Here is a 19,307-nt window from a genome sequence, read left to right on the forward strand (position 1 = left end):
AATTGCATTACACTTTTATGACAATCATCTCACTGCGGGGGCACAGACGATGAAAATAAGGGCTACGGTGATTTGCGAGCACGACGGGCACATCCTGTTCGTGCGTAAAGCCCGATCGAAATGGGCACTGCCCGGCGGCAAGGTCGAGCGCGACGAGCGGCCAGTGGGCGCGGCCGCGCGGGAACTGGAAGAGGAAACCGGGCTGAACGTCGACGGTTTGCTGTTGTTGCAGGAACTGAAGGCCAGCGACACGCTGCACCACGTGTTCGAGGCGTCGGTGGTGAATATCGACGAAGCCCGGCCGCTGAGTGAAATCAAGGAATGCCAGTGGCATCCCTTCACCCAGATGAAAGACCTGGACACCACCCAGGCCACCCAGAAAATTGTCAAATCTTTCCTGCGCCGTCTCTAAGGAGCCGCCAGCTCCGGGCTTTGCCTACTGCGCGACAACGCCTGTTTTACCAAGCCATTGGCTTTCTGCCGTTCGACAAAGGATTTGACGAACGCGGCAGCGGCTGCGTGCGCCACCGGTACCGCGACGGCCTGGCTGATGCTCATGAAGTCATCGTCCAGCAGGCGCCAACGCCCGTCGACCCGGGTTCGCAGGTAATCCCGAACCCCGGCCGCCGCATTCAACCCTTGCTCGATAAACAGGTCCACCGCCCCCGCCGAGGTGGGCGCGCGTACCAGTTCGGCGTGTTGCACCGTGCGGCTCAGGTACAGGTCATACGCGGCGCCCTGGCCGACGGCAATGCGCTGGCCGGGAGCATCGAGTTGCGCAACGCTGCTTAAAGGAGAATTAACCGCCACCAGGTACGTGCCCTTGATGATGACGTAGGGCGCGCTGAAGGCGATTTCCTGCTCGCGCACCGGCTCGATGGCCAGGAACGCCACGCGCCAGATGTCGTCAGCCAGCGCGGCGAAGACCTTGCCTGCGGCTTCAAACGTGACTAATTCAAGCCGCACACCCAACTCATCGGCCAGGGCCGTGGCCAATGCCACCGACACGCCCTGGGGCTCGCCGCCTTCACCGCGCTGGGCCAGCACCGGGTTGCCGAAGTTGATGGCCGCCCTGAGCACGCCCTCGGGGGCCAGTTGTTGCAGTACCTGCGGGTCAATCATTACGCGCTCCTTGAACAGTTCTTTGCACGGTCTTGCGAATCACAAAGGGCAAGACGCCGCCGTGTTCAAGGTAACCAAGCTCTTGCTGCGAGTCGAGGCGCAAGGTCAGCGCGGTGCGCGCTGTTTCACCAGCGGCACGCTCAATCAGCAAAGTAATCGGGTTCTCGCCGACCCGCAGGTGATCCAGGCCAAGGAAGTTCAGGGATTCACTGCCATCAAGGTTCAAGTCCTGCACCGATGCGCCCTCATCGAACACCAGCGGCAACACGCCCATGCCGATCAGGTTGCTGCGATGAATCCGTTCGATACTGCGGGCCACCACCACCTTGATCCCCAGCAGGGTCAGGACCTTCGCCGCCCAGTCGCGGCTGGAGCCGGCGCCGTAATTGATCCCCGCAAACAACACCGTCGGCGTGCCGGCATAGCTCTGCGCGGCGAGGTACAGCGGCAGGTAGTCGCTGTGGTCGGCATTCCAGGCCCAGACGCCCTGGCGCGGGGGCTGATCGCTGGACAGCAGGTTACTCAGGCGCGGGTTGGTAAACGCGCCGCGCACCATCACTTCGTGGTTACTGCGGCGGGTCGAATACTGGTTGAAGTCCGCCAGCGCTTCACCGCGCTCACGCAGCCAGTGCCCGGCCAGGCTGTCGGCGGGAATGCTGCCCGCCGGGGAGATATGGTCAGTGGTGACATTATCCCCCAGCACCACCAAGGCCCGGGCGTTGCTGATGGACAACGACGAAGCCGGCGCCGGCGTTACCCCGGCGAGGTAGTGCGGGCGGCGCAGGTAAGTGGAGTCCGGGTGCCAGGCAAACTGCACACTGCCGTCGGCTTCCAGCGCCTGCCAATGGTGAGTGCCTTGCCACAGCAATTCCTGGCGCTGCCGGAACAGCGCCGGGCGCACCACCTGCGCCACTTGCGCAGCCACCTCGGCTTCGCTGGGCATCAGCTCATGGAGGAACACCGGTTGGCCCTGGGCATCCCTCGCCAGGGGCTGGGCCGACAGGTCAATGTCGATGCTGCCGGCAATCGCATAGGCCACGCACAACGCGGGCGATGCGAGGTAACCGGCGGGGACTTTAGGATTGACCCGGCCTTCGAAATTGCGATTGCCGGAGAGCACCACCACCCCCTTCAAGCCTTGCTGGGCGAAGGTTTCCACATGGCTTTCAAGGCTGCCGGAATTGCCGATGCAGGTCATGCAGCCAAAACCCGCCAGGTCGAAACCCAGCGCGGCAAAATCCTCCAGCAAACCGGCGGCCTCAAGGTAGTCGGCCACCACCCGCGAGCCCGGGGACAGCGACGTCTTGACCCACGGCTTGCGTGTCAGCCCACGGGCGCGGGCGTTGCGGGCGAAGAGCCCGGCCTGCACCATCTGCGCCGGGTTGGCGGTGTTGGTGCAACTGGTAATCGCGGACATGACCACCGCGCCATGGGTGATGGGCACCTGGAACGACGGCTCGAAGAAATCCTGTGGGTCAGCGCTCACGTGTTGATGAAACGAGGCGCCAGCGTCTGCCAGCGACTGGCGCTGATGTGGCTGATGTGGCCCGGCGACGCTTGGTTCCACCTGCGCCAGATCCAGCTCGATCAACTCATCGAACATCGGCTCGGGAACGTCTTCCCGGCGCCATAGCGATTGCGCCGACATGTAGGCCGACACCTTGTTGATCAAGGCTTGCGGGCGCGCACTCAGGTTCAGGTACGCCAGCGTCTCGTCATCAAACGGGAAAAACACCACGGTGGCGCCGTATTCCGGGGCCATGTTCGCCACCGTGCCCCGCGCTGCCCAACTCAGGGACGGCAAGCCCGGCCCGGTGAACTCGACAAACTTGCCGACCATGCTGCGCCGACGCAGCAACTCGGTCACCGTCAACGCCAGGTCAGTGGCCGTCACCCCGTCGCGCAACGCGTTGGTGACACGAATGCCCACCACCTGCGGATAAGGAATCGGCACCGGCTCACCGAGCATCGCCGCCTGCCCTTCCAGCCCGCCGACGCCCCAGCCCAGCACACCGATGGCATTGATCATCGGTGTGTGGCTGTCGGTGGCAACCATGCAGTCCGGATGCAACAGCACGTGGCCGTCACGCGGCGCGCTTTCCCACACCACCTGGGCGATGGACTCCATGTTCATCTGGTGAATGATGCCGGTGCCCGGCGGGATCACCTTGAAGTTGTCGAGGCTGGCCTGGGCCCACTTGATAAAGCGGTAGCGCTCGCTGTTGCGGCGAAAGTCGATGTCCAGGTTGGCGTCTACCGCGCCGGCCTCGGCGTAGTGCTCGACGATCACCGAATGGTCGATGGTCAGCACCGCCGGGATCGACGGGTTCACCGCCCGTGGATCACCGCCCAGCTCGGCCACTACGTCGCGCATCCCGGCGAAATCCGCCAGGGCCGGCAAGCAGGTGGTGTCGTGGAACATCAGCCGATTGGGCTGGAATGGCACCTCGCAATCCGGCCCGTCGCCGATGGCCCTTGCTAACACCTGGGGCAGTGATAACGGGGCACAACGGGCGATGTTTTCCAGGAGGATGCGCAGGGAATACGGCAGCCGCTGCAGTTGTGTCGGGCTTAGCATCTGGTGCAGGTCGATCCAGGCGAAGCGCTGACCGTCGATGTCGAGGTGGTTGAGAAACTCGCTCATAGCTGTTTGAACACCCGCTCGATACGCTCGAGGCCCCAGTCCAGCTCTTGGCGGGTAATGGACAACGGCGGCGCAATGCGCAGCACGTTTTCGTGGGTTTCCTTGGTCAGCAGACCTCCGGCAAGCAGGGCTTCGCAGATCGGCCGGGCATCGCGGTCCAGCTCCACACCCACCCACAAGCCACGCCCGCGTATCTCGCGAATAGCCGGCGAGTTCATTGCCTTCAGGCGCTCCACCAGGTACTGGCCCAGTTGCGCGCTGTTATCGATCAAACCCTCCTCTTCCAGCACCTTCAACGCTTCAAGGCCGATAGCCGCTGCCAACGGGTTGCCGCCGAAGGTCGAGCCGTGGCTGCCGGCGTCAAACAGATCCATGATCGAGTGATCAGCCACGAACGCCGACACCGGCATGATCCCGCCGCCCAGGGCTTTGCCAAGGATCAACGCGTCGGGGCGAATGCCTTCGTGCTGGAAGGCAAACCATTTGCCGGTGCGGCCCAGGCCAGACTGGATCTCATCGAGGATCAACAAGGTGTTGGTCTCGTCGCACAGCTGGCGCAGTTCCCGCAGAAAGCCGGCGGGTGGCACGCGAATGCCGGCCTCGCCCTGGATCGGCTCGATCAGCACCGCGCAGGTGTCGGTGGTAATGGCCTGGCGAAAGCTCTCGATGTCACCGAAGCGGGCCTCGGTGAAGCCGTTGCAGAATGGGCCGAAGTCAGCTTTGTAGTCAGCCTCCGAGGAGAAGCCGACGATGGTCGAAGTGCGGCCGTGGAAGTTGTTGTCGGCCACCACGATGTTTGCCTGATTGGCCGGGACGCCCTTGATTCGGTAGCCCCAGCGTCGGGCCGCCTTGATCGCGGTTTCCACGGCTTCGGCGCCGCTGTTCATCGGCAGGGCCGAGTCGAAGCCAGTGATGCGGCACAGGGTCTTGAGAAAGTTACCCAAGGGCTCGCTGTAGAACGCCCGCGACACCACGCTGATCTTGTCGATCTGCGCCACGGCGGCGGCGCGGATGCGTGGGTGGACGTGGCCGTGACTGACGGCGGAATAGGCCGACATCATGTCCAGGTAGCGCTTGCCATCATCACCAATGGCCCATACGCCCTCGCCCTTGACGATCACCACCGGCAAGGGGGAATAGTTGTGGGCGCAGAATTGGTTTTCGAGGGTGATTGCCGGGTTGGGGTGCATGAGGGATGTCCTGCCAAATAAATAATAAATGAACAACAAAGATCCAATGTGGGAGCGGGCTTGCTCGCGAATACGGTGGGTCAGTCAGCACATGCATTGACTGGCACACCGCATTCGCGAGCAAGCCCGCTCCCACATTTTGCCCCTATTCCATAGCGGGCAAATCAGGCGCTGAGTAGCTTGCCGCTGCGAATCGGTGTGGCACCGGATACGCGCCCCAGCGGATCGCCGGGTTTGACGAAGCGCACGTCGCGGCGCATGTACAGCACGCCCGTGTTATGGCTGACAACAGTCGTGGTCTGCCCACTGTGGGGATCAACAATATCGAACAACGCCTGCCCCGCCTCGATCCGGCTGCCCACCGCCGCGCGGTGCACCAGCACCCCGGCACTCGGCGCGTAGAACTGTTCGCTGCCGGCCAGCGGCGTCGCGGGGTTACGCAGGGCCGGCAATGGCCGTGGCGTACCTTCAATGGCGCCCAAATGCGTCAGGTAATCAATAATTGCCGTGGCGTCATGTTCAGCCAATTCATAAGACACATCGCGCTGGCCGCGATGCTCGACGGTCACCGCCACGCTGCTGTCCGGAATCGGAAACCGATCACCAAACCGCTCGCGCAGGTTGACCCACAGCAGGTACAGCGCCTCATCGAACGAATTGGCCTGGGAATCGGTGGCCAGCAACGAGGCTTCAGAGCCGATGTAACGCGCCAGCGGCTCCACGGTCGCCCACACCGCTTCGCCGGTGTACACATGCATCGCCGCTTCGCGGGAGCAGTGCAGGTCCAGCACGATATCGGCGTCGTGGGCCAGCAGCATCAGGGTGCGTTGCAGCGACTGGAATTCGTCCAGCGGCCGGGAGTCCTGCAGGCACTCGCCCCAGGCCTGGCGGATCAGTTGGCGGTTGGCGTCGATGTCCGGCCCCAGCAGGTGCTCGATCTTGTCGGCGATCGCCTGGTACGGCACCGGGAAGCCCCGATTGTAGTTGCGCCCGCTGGCCAGTTCGAAACGCCCGCTTGGCGCGCCCATGATGTATTGGCTGAGCCCAGCCGGGTTGGCCACGGCCACCAGCACGATTTCTGCATTCAGGCGGTTGGCATTTTCCAGTTCCGCCAGTTGCCGACGCAGTTGCGCGGCAACCAGCAGTGCCGGGGTTTCGTCGGCATGCAGCGCCGCCTGGATATAGATTTTTCGCCCTGCACCCACTGCACCGTAATGCTCACTGTCCACGTGCCTGTGGGTACCTTGTGTCGCTTGCAGCAAGGGGTGTGATTTAAGTTTCATAAACCGGGAATCTCGATATTCGAGTGATGAACGCTGAAGAAATATTAACGAGCCGGCGTGATCGTCTGTAAGGGCGGCCCACACTATCTTGATCTGGTAATCCGATCAGTGCGGGAGCGGGCTTGCTCGCGAAAACGGAGTGCCAGTCGCCGAATGCATTGACTGATCCACCACCTTCGCGAGCAAGCCCACTCCCACAAGAGCCTGTTACCAGAGCGCCAGGGTGTAACCCAACATCACGCGGTTTTCGTTAACGTCGTTGAAGTAGTTACCTTTGCTCATTGCGTTGCGCCAGCGCATCGACACGCCCTTGAACGGCCCGTTCTGCACCACGTAGCCCAGGTCCAGGTCGCGCTCCCACTCGCGGCCTTCGCGGTTGAAGCCGAGCACCTCGGCCGAATCACCCTTGGCGTACTTGATGCCAACCAGCAGGCCCGGCAGGCCGAGGTCGGCGAAGTTGTAGTCGTAGCGGGCGTGCCAGGCGCGCTCCTTGGTCTGGGTGAAGTTGCTGAACTGGTACTCGGTGAACAGGTAGCTGATGGAGCCATCCAGGTAGGTAAACGGCGTGGTGCCGTATTGCTGCTGGAAGCCGCCGCCGATGCTGTGGCCGCCGTACTGATAGGTCAGGCGGCTACTCAAGGCGCTGTTGTCGACCTTGCCTGCCAGGCCCGCACCGTCCTTGTCGGACTTGAAGTAGCGCACGTCGGTTTTCAGGGTGCCCGGCCCCAGGCCGAAGTTGTTCTTGAAGCCCACGTATTGCTGCTGGTAGATGCTGTCCAGCGCCGCGAAGTGGTAGCTGAGCAAGGTGCTGGGGGTCAGCGAATAGTCGCCACCGGCAAAGCGAAACTGGTCGCTCAGGGCGGTGCTCTTGTAGACCTTGCTCACCGTGGTCAGCTTCATGTCTTCATAGTTGGTGGAGTCACGGTCCTTGGCCTGGTCGATCTGCCCGAGGGTGATTTTCAGGTTGCTGATGTCGTTGGACACCAGCTGGGTGCCGCTGAAGGACTGCGGGAACAAACGGCTGGTGTTGGGTTGCAGGATCGGAAGGTCCGGTACCAGGTAGCCCACACGCAGCTCGCTTTTGGCGAAGCGGGCCTTGGCGGTCACCCCAAGCTTGGAGTACTCGTCGGAGACGTTTTTGTCGCTGTCACGCTGCAGCAAACCGGTGCCGGACAGCCCCGGGCTGGAGTCGAGTTTCACCCCCAGCATGCCCGTCAGGTCCAGGCCAAAGCCCACGGTGCCTTCGGTGAAACCGGACTTGATGCCGAGAATAAAACCTTGGGCCCACTCGGCGCGCATCGACTGGGAGGCCGCTTCCCGGTAGTCACGGTTGAAGTAGTAGTTCTTCAGTTCCAGCGTACCGCTGCTGTCCTTGATGAAGTCCGCATGGGCCAGTGACGGGACCAGCCCGCTGCTGACGACGCCGACGCCGGTGATCAGTTGAGTCAGGGATTTTTTCATTTTTTTAGCTCCTGGCAGTGTGGTGGGGGTTGGTGTTTTTATTGTTCTTCGGGCATGGCTTCGCCGTTCGCGCAAATCAGCGATATGCGCGGCGGGTGATGCCTGTCCTGGGTTACAGCGCTAGCGGTACGGGGCCCTGGCGGATGCGGTAGCCACCGTTTTCAAGTTTCTCCAAAGGGCTGGCAGCGGCCAGCAGCTTGCGGGTGTAAGGGTGTTGCGGGCTGTCGAAGATCTGGTCGCGGGCGCCCATTTCCACCACCCGGCCCTCGCTCATCACGGCTACCCGGTGGGCGATGCGTTCCACCGCTGCCAGGTCGTGGGAGATAAACAGGCAGGCAAAGCCGTACTGCGCCTGCAGGCGTTCGAACAGCTCAAGAATCTGCTTCTGGATGGTCATGTCCAACGCCGAGATCGGCTCATCGGCAATCACCAGTCGCGGGTGCCGCACCAGCGCCCGGCCGATGGCCACGCGTTGACGCTGGCCACCGGACAACTGGTGCGGAAAGCGCTCGACAAACTGCTCCGCCAAGCCGATGTCCACCAGGGTTTTCGCCACCCGCTCACGACGCTGCGCGGGCGTCATACCGGGCACATGGCGCAGGGGTTCGGCGAGGATGTCACCGATCTTCATCCGCGGGTCGAGGGACGAATACGGGTCCTGGAAAATCATTTGGCATTGCAGGCGATGGTCGCGGTTGCCGGCCTTGAGAATGTCCACACCCTCAAACTCGATGGCGCCGGAACACGGGCTGTTCAGCCCGACAATCGCCCGGCCCAGAGTGGTCTTACCCGAGCCGCTGCCGCCCACCAACGCCAGGGTTTCCCCCGGTGCGATGGACAGGTTGGCCGAATGCACCACGCGCTTGAACTGGCTGCGGCCCCAGAGGCTGCGGGGCCCCGGGTGCTCAATGCACACGTCCTTGACCGTCAGCAACGGCCGGTCGGCCTTGGGCAATGGCGCCAGGGTGCCGCGCCGAGGCAGGGCTTCCAGCAGTTGCCGGGTGTACTCGGCCTTGGGCGCCAGCAGGATCTGTTCGATGGTGCCCTGCTCCACCGCGCGGCCTTCGCGCATCACCACCACTTTGTCGGCGTAGCGAGCCACCAGTGACAGGTCGTGGCTGATAAACAGGATCGCCGTGCCCTGCTCGCGGGTCAGGTCGAGCATCAGCTTCAACACGTCCAGTTGCGCCAGGCAATCCAGGGCCGTGGTGGGCTCGTCGGCAATCAGCAAGGCCGGGCGCAGCAGCATCACCGAGGCGAGCATGATGCGTTGGCGCATGCCGCCGGAGAACTCGTGGGGAAACGCCGCCAGGCATCGTTCGGCGTCCTTGATGCCGATATGCCCGAGCATTTCCAGGCTGCGCTCACGGATCTGCGCGTCCGTCAGCTTGGTGTGCAGGCGCAACCCTTCGGCCATTTGCTCGCCGATGCTCATGGACGGGTTGAGGGACACCATGGGTTCCTGGAACACCATGCCGATCTTCGCCCCACGCAACTGGCGCAGTTGCTCAGGCGCAAGGCTGCCCAGGTCATGGCCCTGGAAGCGCACCTGGCCGCTGCATTGCTCAAGCGGCGGTGGCAGCAGGCCGATGGCGGCGCGGGCGGCCATGGTCTTGCCGCTGCCGGACTCGCCCACCAGCGCCACGATTTCGCCGGGGGCGATGGTGAAGCTCAGGTCGTTGACCGCCAGCGGGCCGGTGGCCCCCACGCGGATTTTCAGTTGGTCGACTGCCAGAAGGATGTCAGTCATGGTCATTTACTCATCCGCGGGTCGAGACGATCGCGCAAGGCATCGCCACACAGGTTGAACGCCAGCAACGCCATGGCGATGCAGACACCGGGAAACAGCCCCAGCCAACTGGCCGTGGCGATATACGGCCGGCTGGCGGCGAGCATGTTGCCCCAGGTGGCAGCCGGCGGCGGTACGCCCAGGCCGAGGAAACTCAGGGAGCTTTCCGCCAGGATCGCCCAGCCGAACATGCTGGTAGCCAGCACGCACACCGGCGCCACGCAGTTCGGCGCGATGTGCCGCAGCATGGTGTACAGCTCGGAGTTGCCGATCACCCGCGAGGCTTCGACAAACTCCTTCTCCCGCAATGACAGCACCGTGCCGCGCACCACCCGCACCACCGATGGCGTGTAGGCCAGGCTCAAGGCGAAGACGATGCCGTACAGGCTCGGGCCGATGATTGCCATCAAGCCCAAGGCCAGCAGGATTCCGGGAAACGCCAGCAAGGCATCGTTGACCATCATCAGGCCACGGTCGACCCAACCCCGCAGGAACCCGGCCAGCAGGCCAAGCACCGTGCCGGCAGTAATCGCCAGCGTCACCGTCAACACACTCACCCACAGGCTGGTGTGCGCGCCAATCATCAAGCGGCTCAGCACGTCGCGGCCGTATTCGTCGGTGCCCAGCCAGTGCGCGGCGGTGGGCGCCTGCAAGCGCGCCAACAGGTTCAGGGCCAATGGGTCATGGGGCGTCCAGACCAGGCCCAGCAAGGCCATGATCAACAACAAGGCCAGCAGCAGCGCGCCGATCAACGCGTTCAGCGGCGGAACACGCCAGGCCCTGGGGACACGCGCCGGTGCCGGCAACAGCACCTCGGGTGCGGCAGGTAGAGGCTTATTCATAACTTAACCCTGGGGTCGAAGAGCGGGTACAGCAGGTCCACCAACAGGTTGACCAGCACATAGACAAAGGTCACCAGCAGCAGGCAGCCTTGCAGCACCGGGTAGTCCCGGGCGTAGATAGCGTCGACCATCAGCCGGCCGATGCCTGGCAGGGTGAACACGGTTTCGAGCACCGCGATACCGCTGAGCAGGTTGCCGAGGATCAGGCCGATCAGGGTCAGGGTCGGCGCAAACGAGTTGCGCAGTGCATGGCGCCATAACACCGCCCGCTCCGACAACCCCTTGGCCCGGGCGTGTGTGATGTATTCCAGGCGCAGCACTTCGATTGCACTGGCGCGGGCCATGCGGGTGATCGCACCGAGTTCCACCAATGTCAGAGTGACGATCGGCAGCACGATAAAACTCAAGGCTTTCCACGGCGATTGGCCGAACGACACGTAACCCACCACCGGCAGCCAGCCGAGCTTGATGCCGAACGCGTAGAGCAACAGCAATCCCAGCCAGAAGCTCGGGATCGACAGCAACAAAGTGGCGGTAGATACCACGCCAAAGTCCAGGGAACTGTTCTGTTTCCACGCCGAGAGCAAGCCCGCCGGGACCGCAATCAACGCCGCGAGCAACACCGATACCAGTACGATCCCGGCACTCACCTGGAAGCGGTCAAGAATCAGCGGCAACACCGCTTCGTTGGTGGTGATGGAATGCCCGAAGTCACCGCTGAGCACTGCCTTGAGCCAGATCACAAACTGCAGCGGCAGCGGCTGGTCCAGGCCCAGGGACGCGCGGGCGACCTCCAGGCTGTGGGCATCGGCCATGTCGCCGAGCATCAGCAGCGCCGGGTCACCGGGCACCAGGCGGATGATCGCGAACACCATCAGCGAGATCAGCAGCAAGGTCGGGATCGACATCGCCAGCCGTTGGAAGATGAAACGCAACATCCTCAGTTACTCCCGGTCGCAGGCACGCTGACGGTCCACAAGCGCGGCTTGGACACCGGCCAGGTGCGCAGGCCTTTCACGTAATCACGGCTGGCTGCAATCGCATTGCCGTTGTACATCGGGATCATCGGCACGTCCTTGAGCATCTGCTGATGCAGTTGGTCGAACAAGGCCTGGCGCTTGGTGATATCGCCTTCACGCTGGGCTTCACGCAGCCATTCCTGAGCTTGGGGGTTGTCCCAGACCTTGCGCGCTTCCTTGTCCTTGTTGCCGGTCATCGAGTCGAAACTCAGGGCCGGGTCGAGGCGTTCGGAGTACGGGAAAGCCATCATCTGGTAGTTACCGGTCTGGTAGCGCTCCAACTGAGTGCCCCACTCCAGGGTTTCCAGTTCCAGGTTAAGGCCGCTGGCCTTGGCCATGGCTTGCACGAACACGCCCATGTCGAAAATCGCGGCGTAACGCTTGTTGACGATCAGCTTGATCGGCTGGCCTTTATAGCCAGCTTCCCGCAGCAGCTGTGCGGTCTTGGCCGGGTCGAAATCGAAGCCCTGATTCTCGACGGCCTGATGGTAGTGGCTACCGCTGGCGACCATCGAGTTGTTGGCCTGGGAACGGCCACCGGTCAGGGCGGCGACGATTTGTGCGGAGTCCAGCGAGTGGGCGATGGCCTGGCGCAGGCGCACATCTTTCAGTAAGGGGTCGCGGGTCTGGAACAGCAATGCGTTGACCGACATGGTGCCGCTGGAGGTGACCTTGATGCCCGGGTTGGCGGCCAGTTCGGTAGCGTCCAGGGGCGTAACGTCAATCAGCAGGTCGACGTTCTTCGACAGCAACGCCGCCTTGGCCGCCGCCGGGTCGGGGATCACCAGCAGGCGTACACGGTCGAGGGTCGTGGTTTTATTGCCGGTGTAGCCATCCGGTTCTTTCTCGTCACGCGGGGTGTAGTCGGCGTTGCGCAGCAGGTCGATGTATTGACCGGGTTTCCATTCGCCCAAGCGGAACGGGCCGGTGCCGATGGGCGCTTTCCATTGGCCATCGACCACCGAGTCGGGGTGCAGGATGCCGCTGCCACCGCACTCCGGCAACGCGGTGCTGGTGAGGAACAGGCCGTTAGGCTTGTCCAGAGTGAACACCACGGTGAGTGGATCCGGGGCGCTCATGTCGACAATCTTGGCGCCGCCATGGCCGTCGAATTCCGGGGCGCAGCGCCATTGGGTTTTCGGGTCCAGGTAGTGCTTCCAGGTCCATAACACTTCGGCAGAGGTCAACGGCGCACCGTTCTGGAACTTGACTCCGCTGCGCAGATGGAAGGTGTAGCGCAGGCCATCGTCGGACACCTGCACGTCCTTGGCCAGCAGCGGGCCGACGGTGGCATCCTCACGGAAGGCCACCAGTCCTTCGGTAATGTGCAGGATGACGGCGTCGGAGTTGGTGTCACGGTTGACGCCTGGCTCGGTGCTGCGAATGTCAGCGTTCAACGCGACTCTCAACAGATTCTCGGCGTGGGCAGTGCCCATCAGCGCGGCGGACAAGGCGCCAGCCAGGATTAAAGTCTTGTTCATGATAAATGCACCTTGAATGATCCTTACGCTTGGGTTCGGACGCTGGCAGGACCCAAAAAGAGGCACGGCCGAACACCTGAATAGTTGTTGTTGTTTTAGTCGCTGATAACGGTTTGCGAATGTTCCTGGACCGATCTTATTCGCCACCCAATGAGCTTGAGAAGAACGCTCCGAGTGATCGGGCTCGGTTTATCCGATCATCAACCGTCCGTGTGTCGCCCTGGGCTTACCGTACCGAGAAACCAGGGCCTGTAGCGGGAAAAAATGCGATTTCAATGATCAGAAATAATGATCGTGATCGTGCATACCGATCTGTGCGCACCTATAGTCATCAGATAAGCTGGCTGGCATTCAATGGTTTAAATGCAGCACTGACTGAGCCGACTGTCATGACCCTCACCCATCTTCGTGCGTTCTGCTCCGTGGTTGAAAAAGGCAGCTTCCGTTCTGCCGCACGCCAGCTGGATGTGGCGCAAAGCACCCTGACCCAATCGATCCAGACCCTGGAAAAGGAACTCGGGGTGGTGCTGCTGCAACGCTCCAACCAGGGCATCAACCTGACCCCCGCCGGCGAGGTGTTCCTGGCCCGTGCCCGCTCCATCACCCTCGACTGCGAACGCGCCCTGCTCGACCTGCAACCCTGGAAAGGCGAACCCGAAGGCCATATTGCCCTGGGCGTGACCTCCGAACCCTTGGCCGAATTGCTGCTGCCCGTGCTGAGCAACTTCACCCAGCGCTTCCCGCGCATGCAGGTACACGTAGCCAGCGGAACCACCAAGGGCCTGGTGGAAAAAGTCCGCGATGGCCGCCTGGATTTCGTGCTGTGCCCGCTGGCGCCGAACGTTGCTGATATCGACCTGGCCATCGACCGACTCTACAGCTCCAACGCCGGCATTATTGCGCGCAAGGGCCACCCGCAAGCCCAGGCAAAATCCGTGCAAGCCCTTACCGACTGCCAGTGGATCAGCGTGCGGCCGGCCGGCGTGGTGGGCGGTGCGGAAAACCGCTTGATCGAACTGTTCCGCACCCAAGGCCTGGCGCCGCCGAAGATCGCGATCACCACCGATTCGTTGCTGGAAACCCTGCACATCGTCTCGGAAACCGATTACCTGACCATCGAGCCGCGCATGCTGCCGGGGATGAAGCTGTTTTCCAGCGCCCTGACCACTATCGCCATCGAAGAACCGCTGGCGACGCGCGATGTGTGCCTGATCAGCCGCCGTTCATCACCGCTCACCAGCGTCAGCCAGGAGCTGACCAGCATGCTGATTTCCTATTCGCGGCTGGTGCACCGCAGCCGTTGACTCCCCTCTCCCCCACGAGCCTGTTTATGCCCATGTCCTACGATGGTTTGTCCCGCGCCAGCGCCAGCAGCGTCGGCGTTGACCCCGAGCACCTGATTGCCTTTCTCGATGAAGTGAAAGCCGCCGGCCTCGACCTGCAAGGCCTGATGCTGCACCGCCATGGCCACGTGGTCGCCGAAGGCTGGAGCTGGCCGGTGGACCCCAACGAGCCGCGGGTACTGCACTCGGTGGCCAAAAGCTTCACGGCGTGTGCCATTGGCCTGGCGCTGGATGAAGGCTTGTTGAAGCTGGATGACCGGTTGGTGGAGTTCTTTCCCGAGTTTCTGCCGGCGGATGCCGACCCGCGCCTGGCAGACATGACCGTGGAGCACCTGCTGAGCATGCGCACCGGCCACGCCGCCAACACCTCGGGCGCAGTATGGCGCGGCATCGAGACCAGCTGGATTGCCGAGTTCTTCAAAATCCCGCTGGCCTATGCGCCGGGTACCACCTACGTCTATACGAGTGCGGCCAGCTACATGCTGTCGGCGCTGATCAACAAGGTCACCGGGCAAACCTTGCACGCGTACCTCAAGCCCCGGCTGTTTGTGCCGCTGGACATCCACAATGAAAGCTGGGACATCGGCCCCGATGGCGTGAACCCCGGCGGCAATGGCTTGAAGGCACCGACCTCGGCCATGCTCAAGCTCGGTGTGCTGCATGCACAAGGCGGCGTGTGGCATGGCCACCAGGTTCTGCCAGCGGCTTGGGTTGCAGCGGCCACACGCCCACAAGGCGGGCCGGACAGCCGCTACGGTTATCACTGGATGATGAAGCCGGCTCAGGCCTTCAGTGCGGTGGGTGTGTTTGTGCAGATGGCGATGGTGTTTCGCGAGTACGGCGCAACGCTGGTAGTGATCGGTGGAATGAAGAATTCGGCGGAGCTGATGCCGTTTGTCGAGCGGCATTTTCCGGCGGCGTTTGGTGGTGATTGCAGCGTCGACCCAGAAGCAGATGCGCGGTTGGAGCAACGCCTGGCGAACATGGCGCAGCGGCCTGAACTGCTTTCAGTGTGCGCAGCGCCGTTGGATTTCACGGGTGTGTATCAAGTGGAACCTAACAGACTGGATGTGCAGCAAGTGGCGTTTGCCGTTGAGGGCGATGTGCTGCGCTTCCAACTGACCGACAGCACGGCCAGCCATACCCTTGAGGTGGGGATTGATCACTGGATCAGCGGCACCACCAGCATGCCGGGCCGGGCGCTGCACCACGGTTATGAATTCAAGGATGCGCAGCTCGTTGCCGGCTCGCGCTGGCTGGATGCCAGGACACTGGAGATGACCTGGATCTACCCGCAGACGGCGTTTCGCGACCGGGTAGTGTGTGAGTTTGACGGTGACCGCGTGAGTGTTGCGCGTACGGTCAACGTCAACAGTGCCGGGAAGGAACAGGAAGTCTTGAGGGGTATGAAGATCTAATGCAGGAGCTGGTTTGCCGGCTCCTGCATTTTGATGTTCGTCGCTCCGGGCATTATGGAACGATAGGCAGCGCACGCTTGTGAGCCGTCTTGAGGTAAGCGTTCTCGACAATCGTCCTCACCCGCTCACTCACCACCTCGCCCATCAGATAGCGGTCGATCTCGTCATAGCTGCAACCATAGGCCTGCTCATCCAGCTTCCCCGGGGCCAGCTCTTCCAGGTCGGCAGTCGGCGCTTTCGTCACCAAGTGCGGTGGCCCGCCGAGGGCGCCGGCCAGCAGGCGCACCTGGGTCTTGGTCAGCCCGGACAGCGGTGCCAGGTCGCAGGCGCCATCACCGAACTTAGTGAAAAACCCCATCAACACCTCTGCGCCGTGGTCGGTGCCCACCACCAGGCCGTTATACAAATTGGCCACGGCGTACTGCGCCATCATCCGCGCCCGGGCCTTGACGTTGCCCTTTATAAAGTCGATGCGCTCAGCACTGGCCTGCCCGGCAGACAGGCTGCCCATCAGCCCGTCGACACAGGCGGCAATGTTCAGCGGCTCGATCTGGTCCGGCGCGATAAAGTCCAGGGAAGCCTGGGCGTCGCGTTCGTCCGCCTGGGTTTTATAGGGCAGGCGCATGGCGATAAACCGCGCCTCGTAGTCCTCGTTGCGCAGTTGCTCCGCCGCCAGTTGGCACAGGCGCCCGGCGGTCAGTGAGTCGACGCCGCCGCTGATGCCCAGCACCAACACGTGGCAGCCGGACTGGCGCAACGTGCGCTTGATGAAGTCGATACGCCGCTGCAGCTCAGCGCCCTCGCCACCCTTGCCGAGCAGCCGGTTGATATTCAGTGCTTGTGCGATACGTGCCTGATTGTGCATGTCACACCCCCAATTGCGGATTGACGTTGCTGACGTTGAACACCTGCGCCGCGTACTGCAGGAACGAGGCGTCTTCGCAGACGTTCTTGATCGGGTCATCGGAGAATTTCACCACCGGCTCGCCATGCACCCGCACCAGTTTCATCACGATGCTCAGCGGTTCTACGCCGTCCACATCGCAGGCCAGGCTGGTGCCCATGCCGAAGCCGAATTTGGCCTTGCCCCGCACGTGCCGCAGGATCGGCAGGCATTTTTCGAAGTTCAGGCCGTCGGAGAACATCAGGTCCTTGGTCATCGGGTCGATGCCCAGCTCCTTGTAGCGGGCCAGCACCTTGTCGGCCCACACGATCGGGTCACCGGAGTCCTGGCGCAAACCGTCGTACAGCTTGGCGAAGTACAGGTCGAAATCCTTGAGGAAAAAGTCGGTGCTGATGCAGTCGGTCAGGGCGATGCCCAACCGGCCACGGTATTCGCGCACCCAGTTTTCCAGCGCCGCGTTCTGGCTTTCCCGCAGCCGGCCCAGTTGCTGGTGCACCATCAGCCATTGGTGAGCCATGGTGCCGATCAGCGGCAAGTCGAATTCGTAGGCCAGGTGCGCGTTGCTGGTGCCGATGAACTGGCCGGGAAAGTCACGGCGCATGATGTCGACCACTTCGCGCTGGGCCTTGAACGACAGCCGGCGGCGGGTGGAAAAGTCCGAGACGCGCAGGTCGGCCAGTTCGTCGCGGGTGAGGTTTTTCTCCAGCCAGTCGAACTTCTGATAAAGCTTGCGGGTGACGTCTTCGAGGGTCACGTCGGGGTATTTGTCGCGGTTGCGCAGCTCGCTGACCAGGGCCAATACCGGCTGTTCGAACATGATGCAGTGCAGCATCGGGCCAACCACGCGAATGTTCAGTTGGCCGTCGATTTCACTGACGTGGATATACCGCAGGTTGAAGCGGAACAGGCCCAGGAAACGCTCGAAATCCGGGGTCAGGTACTCACGGCGCTGGTTGAACAGAAAGCGCAGCTCGCCTTCGCGCATGCTGAGGCCGGCGAGTTTTTCCAGCTCGACCCGCAGCTCGGGAATCAGGTGCCCGAGTTTCTCTTTGGAGCGGACGATGAACTGGTATTCCACATCGACATTCGGGTGCTGGTGCAGCACGGCCTGCATCATGGTGAAGGTGTAGTAGTCGGTGTCCAGCAAACCCTGGATCACACTGTTTTCGTAGTCGTATGCACTTTCCATGAGGTACTCCTTAACGCGCGGCCATCGCGGCCAGTTCTTCCCGATTGCGGGTAATCACAACACCGACTTGTTGCAGATGGTTGACCGCCTGCACGCCGCCGTCCTCGCTGATGCCACGGCACGCCGGCAGGTGCAGGATCACTTCGAAGCCGGCCTTGAGCAGTTGCAAGGCGGTGGTCTTGACGCAGTAATCCAGGGCAAGGCCGCCGACGATCACCCGCTGGACGCCTTGGGCATTGAGGTATTCGATGACGCCGGTGGAGAGTTTATCGTGGAGGTCGTGGTAGCAGGCGCCGTAGGGGTGCAGGTCGGGCTCGACGCCTTTCCAGATGAAGTAGTCGTAGTCATAGGGCGTGGGCAGTTCGTCCAGCAAGGTGAAGCCCTCGGTGCCCGGTACGCAGTGGGCGACCCAGGTGACGTCGGCATGCGCCAGCCCGGTGGGTTGCAGCATCTCGCTGTGGTGTTGCACCACCCAGGGCGCGTGCGGGGTGTGGGCGTCCTTGCTGCCGACACGGCGCCCGGCGAGGCTGGCCATGTAATTGAGCTCGGCGCCGATCTCGTCACCGCCGGCGACCGGCAATTCATTGGGGCACAGTGGCGTGAAGCTCTTCTGGGCGTCGACGTCGAATGAGGCGATAGCGTTTTTAGAGACGGTCATGTGCGTGTTCTCCTGTGGCCTGGACACAAAAGTACACGTCATGTACTTTCATAGCAAGAAACATTTAAATACCTATGCTGGATCGAGTACACGACATCGCCGTTTGATCCGTTAGACTGTGCCCTACCGCTGCCCACAGGACCCGACATGCCAGACCACCCCCCAACCCTTAGCGCTTACCTGCACACCGTCGACTTGTGCGTGCTGTTCTATTGCCGTGCCTCCGGGGAGTTGAAGATCTTGCTCAACCAGCGCGAAGCCGAGCCCTTCGCCGGGCACTGGGCGTTACCGGGCGTGGTGGTGAACGGCGGCGTGCAAGATCTGAGCCTTCAGGATGCCGTGGAGCGGTTGCGGGCCAGTGACAAAGTCGGACTGGCGCTGGCCTGGTATGAGCAAGTGGGGACGGTGGGCGATGCGTTTCGCGATCCGCGGTGCTGGTCGTCGTCGACCTATTACCTGGCGATTGTGGCTGACGAGGTGACGCTGGCTGGGCATCAGCGGTGGTTCTCGCTGGATGCGGTGGCGGCAGGCGCGGTCAAGTTGCCGTTCGATCACAACGCGATTGTGGCGGCGGTACAGGAAAGGCTGTTTTCCAAGTCGCTGTACAGCAGCTTGCCGTTGATGTTTTTAGGCAATGAGTTCAGTGCACCGGAGGCGACCACGATCTTTTCGCTGGTGCTGGCGCGGCCGGTGCTGAAGACCAGTATTCGCCAGCGGTTGCTGAAGTTGACTGAGGCCGGCTTTTTGCGGGAGACGGGGCGCAAGAAGCATGGCGAGGGCGGACGGCCGCAGGCGACAGTGGAGAACCTGAAGCCTGGGGCGGTGTACTTCTTTGATCGCAGTTTTGCCGAATAAGACCAAGCACCCTTCCCTGGGCAATGCAGATCAAACTGTGGGAGCGGGCTTGCTCGCGAATGCGGAGTGTCAGTCGCCGGATAGGTTGACTGATACACCGCTTTCGCGA

Annotated in this window: 16 protein-coding genes; 4 read left to right on the plus strand and 12 right to left on the minus strand. The window is 62.4% G+C overall.

Going from position 1 to position 19,307, the window contains the following annotated elements; translation table 11 throughout:
- Positions 1-49: 49 nt before the first annotated feature.
- Positions 50-412, plus strand: a complete 363-nt coding sequence (locus HBJ59_RS13765) for an NUDIX hydrolase (RefSeq protein ID WP_076016249.1) — start codon at positions 50-52, stop codon at positions 410-412.
- Here HBJ59_RS13765 and HBJ59_RS13770 read toward each other — a convergent pair.
- From HBJ59_RS13770 to HBJ59_RS13810, 9 genes are all read right to left on the minus strand, one after another.
- Positions 409-1,122 carry a transporter substrate-binding domain-containing protein gene (locus HBJ59_RS13770; RefSeq protein ID WP_076016250.1) on the minus strand — a complete coding sequence of 238 codons (714 nt, stop codon included), beginning with the start codon at positions 1,120-1,122 and terminating at the stop codon, positions 409-411. The genes HBJ59_RS13765 and HBJ59_RS13770 overlap by 4 nt on opposite strands.
- On the minus strand, positions 1,115-3,766 hold the full coding sequence (gene acnA / locus HBJ59_RS13775; RefSeq protein ID WP_076016251.1) for an aconitate hydratase AcnA: 2,652 nt from the start codon (positions 3,764-3,766) through the stop codon (positions 1,115-1,117). The genes HBJ59_RS13770 and acnA overlap by 8 nt, the downstream gene beginning before the upstream one ends.
- The gene (rocD, locus tag HBJ59_RS13780) at positions 3,763-4,956 is read right to left on the minus strand and encodes an ornithine--oxo-acid transaminase (protein ID WP_076016252.1); all 1,194 of its coding nucleotides are present in this window, start codon (positions 4,954-4,956) and stop codon (positions 3,763-3,765) included. The genes acnA and rocD overlap by 4 nt, the downstream gene beginning before the upstream one ends.
- 164 nt (positions 4,957-5,120) lie before the next feature.
- Positions 5,121-6,239 carry a succinylglutamate desuccinylase/aspartoacylase family protein gene (locus HBJ59_RS13785; RefSeq protein WP_076016253.1) on the minus strand — a complete coding sequence of 373 codons (1,119 nt, stop codon included), beginning with the start codon at positions 6,237-6,239 and terminating at the stop codon, positions 5,121-5,123.
- A gap of 207 nt (positions 6,240-6,446) precedes the next feature.
- Positions 6,447-7,700 (minus strand): OprD family porin, encoded by a 1,254-nt coding sequence (locus tag HBJ59_RS13790; protein ID WP_167663865.1) that lies wholly within the window; start codon positions 7,698-7,700, stop codon positions 6,447-6,449.
- Between the two features lie 112 nt (positions 7,701-7,812).
- Complete coding sequence (locus HBJ59_RS13795; protein ID WP_167663866.1) at positions 7,813-9,456, minus strand: ABC transporter ATP-binding protein; 1,644 nt, start codon at positions 9,454-9,456, stop codon at positions 7,813-7,815.
- Positions 9,453-10,331, minus strand: coding sequence for an ABC transporter permease (locus tag HBJ59_RS13800; protein ID WP_076016256.1), 879 nt, complete (start codon positions 10,329-10,331; stop codon positions 9,453-9,455). The genes HBJ59_RS13795 and HBJ59_RS13800 overlap by 4 nt, the downstream gene beginning before the upstream one ends.
- Positions 10,328-11,269, minus strand: coding sequence for an ABC transporter permease (locus HBJ59_RS13805; protein ID WP_167663867.1), 942 nt, complete (start codon positions 11,267-11,269; stop codon positions 10,328-10,330). The genes HBJ59_RS13800 and HBJ59_RS13805 overlap by 4 nt, the downstream gene beginning before the upstream one ends.
- A gap of 2 nt (positions 11,270-11,271) precedes the next feature.
- Positions 11,272-12,831 (minus strand): ABC transporter substrate-binding protein, encoded by a 1,560-nt coding sequence (locus tag HBJ59_RS13810; protein WP_076016257.1) that lies wholly within the window; start codon positions 12,829-12,831, stop codon positions 11,272-11,274.
- A 389-nt stretch (positions 12,832-13,220) separates the two neighbouring features.
- Between HBJ59_RS13810 and HBJ59_RS13815 the strand changes: the two genes are divergently transcribed.
- Both HBJ59_RS13815 and HBJ59_RS13820 read left to right on the plus strand, forming a co-directional pair.
- Positions 13,221-14,135 carry a LysR substrate-binding domain-containing protein gene (locus tag HBJ59_RS13815; protein WP_076016258.1) on the plus strand — a complete coding sequence of 305 codons (915 nt, stop codon included), beginning with the start codon at positions 13,221-13,223 and terminating at the stop codon, positions 14,133-14,135.
- Between the two features lie 26 nt (positions 14,136-14,161).
- Complete coding sequence (locus HBJ59_RS13820; protein WP_167663868.1) at positions 14,162-15,592, plus strand: serine hydrolase; 1,431 nt, start codon at positions 14,162-14,164, stop codon at positions 15,590-15,592.
- Between the two features lie 52 nt (positions 15,593-15,644).
- Here HBJ59_RS13820 and nadE read toward each other — a convergent pair whose 3' ends face one another.
- From nadE to HBJ59_RS13835, 3 genes are read right to left on the minus strand one after another with little or no spacing between them, the layout of a single operon-like run.
- A complete protein-coding gene (nadE, locus tag HBJ59_RS13825; protein WP_167663869.1) occupies positions 15,645-16,457 on the minus strand; it encodes an ammonia-dependent NAD(+) synthetase in 813 nt (270 codons plus the stop codon).
- Between the two features lies 1 nt (position 16,458).
- A complete protein-coding gene (gene pncB / locus HBJ59_RS13830; protein WP_076016261.1) occupies positions 16,459-17,685 on the minus strand; it encodes a nicotinate phosphoribosyltransferase in 1,227 nt (408 codons plus the stop codon).
- Between the two features lie 10 nt (positions 17,686-17,695).
- Entirely contained in the window at positions 17,696-18,343 is a 648-nt protein-coding gene (locus tag HBJ59_RS13835) for a nicotinamidase (RefSeq protein ID WP_167663870.1), read from the minus strand.
- Positions 18,344-18,490: 147 nt separating this feature from the next.
- Between HBJ59_RS13835 and HBJ59_RS13840 the strand changes: the two genes are divergently transcribed.
- Positions 18,491-19,198, plus strand: coding sequence for an NUDIX hydrolase (locus tag HBJ59_RS13840; RefSeq protein WP_167663871.1), 708 nt, complete (start codon positions 18,491-18,493; stop codon positions 19,196-19,198).
- Positions 19,199-19,307 lie beyond the last annotated feature (109 nt).

Source organism: Pseudomonas sp. AN3A02 (genome assembly GCF_011765255.1).
Lineage (GTDB): Bacteria > Pseudomonadota > Gammaproteobacteria > Pseudomonadales > Pseudomonadaceae > Aquipseudomonas.

Excerpts from the sequence above, each read along its gene's own strand:
- acnA (WP_076016251.1), bottom strand. The coding sequence starts at position 3,766 with ATGAGCGAGTTTCTCAACCACCTCGACATCGACGGTCAGCGCTTCGCC.
- HBJ59_RS13790 (WP_167663865.1), bottom strand. The coding sequence starts at position 7,700 with ATGAAAAAATCCCTGACTCAACTGATCACCGGCGTCGGCGTCGTCAGC.
- HBJ59_RS13810 (WP_076016257.1), bottom strand. The coding sequence starts at position 12,831 with ATGAACAAGACTTTAATCCTGGCTGGCGCCTTGTCCGCCGCGCTGATG.
- HBJ59_RS13805 (WP_167663867.1), bottom strand. The coding sequence starts at position 11,269 with ATGTTGCGTTTCATCTTCCAACGGCTGGCGATGTCGATCCCGACCTTG.
- HBJ59_RS13835 (WP_167663870.1), bottom strand. The coding sequence starts at position 18,343 with ATGACCGTCTCTAAAAACGCTATCGCCTCATTCGACGTCGACGCCCAG.
- rocD (WP_076016252.1), bottom strand. The coding sequence starts at position 4,956 with ATGCACCCCAACCCGGCAATCACCCTCGAAAACCAATTCTGCGCCCAC.
- HBJ59_RS13765 (WP_076016249.1), top strand. The coding sequence starts at position 50 with ATGAAAATAAGGGCTACGGTGATTTGCGAGCACGACGGGCACATCCTG.
- HBJ59_RS13840 (WP_167663871.1), top strand. The coding sequence starts at position 18,491 with ATGCCAGACCACCCCCCAACCCTTAGCGCTTACCTGCACACCGTCGAC.
- HBJ59_RS13785 (WP_076016253.1), bottom strand. The coding sequence starts at position 6,239 with ATGAAACTTAAATCACACCCCTTGCTGCAAGCGACACAAGGTACCCAC.
- HBJ59_RS13770 (WP_076016250.1), bottom strand. The coding sequence starts at position 1,122 with ATGATTGACCCGCAGGTACTGCAACAACTGGCCCCCGAGGGCGTGCTC.
- HBJ59_RS13795 (WP_167663866.1), bottom strand. The coding sequence starts at position 9,456 with ATGACCATGACTGACATCCTTCTGGCAGTCGACCAACTGAAAATCCGC.
- pncB (WP_076016261.1), bottom strand. The coding sequence starts at position 17,685 with ATGGAAAGTGCATACGACTACGAAAACAGTGTGATCCAGGGTTTGCTG.
- HBJ59_RS13800 (WP_076016256.1), bottom strand. The coding sequence starts at position 10,331 with ATGAATAAGCCTCTACCTGCCGCACCCGAGGTGCTGTTGCCGGCACCG.
- HBJ59_RS13820 (WP_167663868.1), top strand. The coding sequence starts at position 14,162 with ATGCCCATGTCCTACGATGGTTTGTCCCGCGCCAGCGCCAGCAGCGTC.
- nadE (WP_167663869.1), bottom strand. The coding sequence starts at position 16,457 with ATGCACAATCAGGCACGTATCGCACAAGCACTGAATATCAACCGGCTG.
- HBJ59_RS13815 (WP_076016258.1), top strand. The coding sequence starts at position 13,221 with ATGACCCTCACCCATCTTCGTGCGTTCTGCTCCGTGGTTGAAAAAGGC.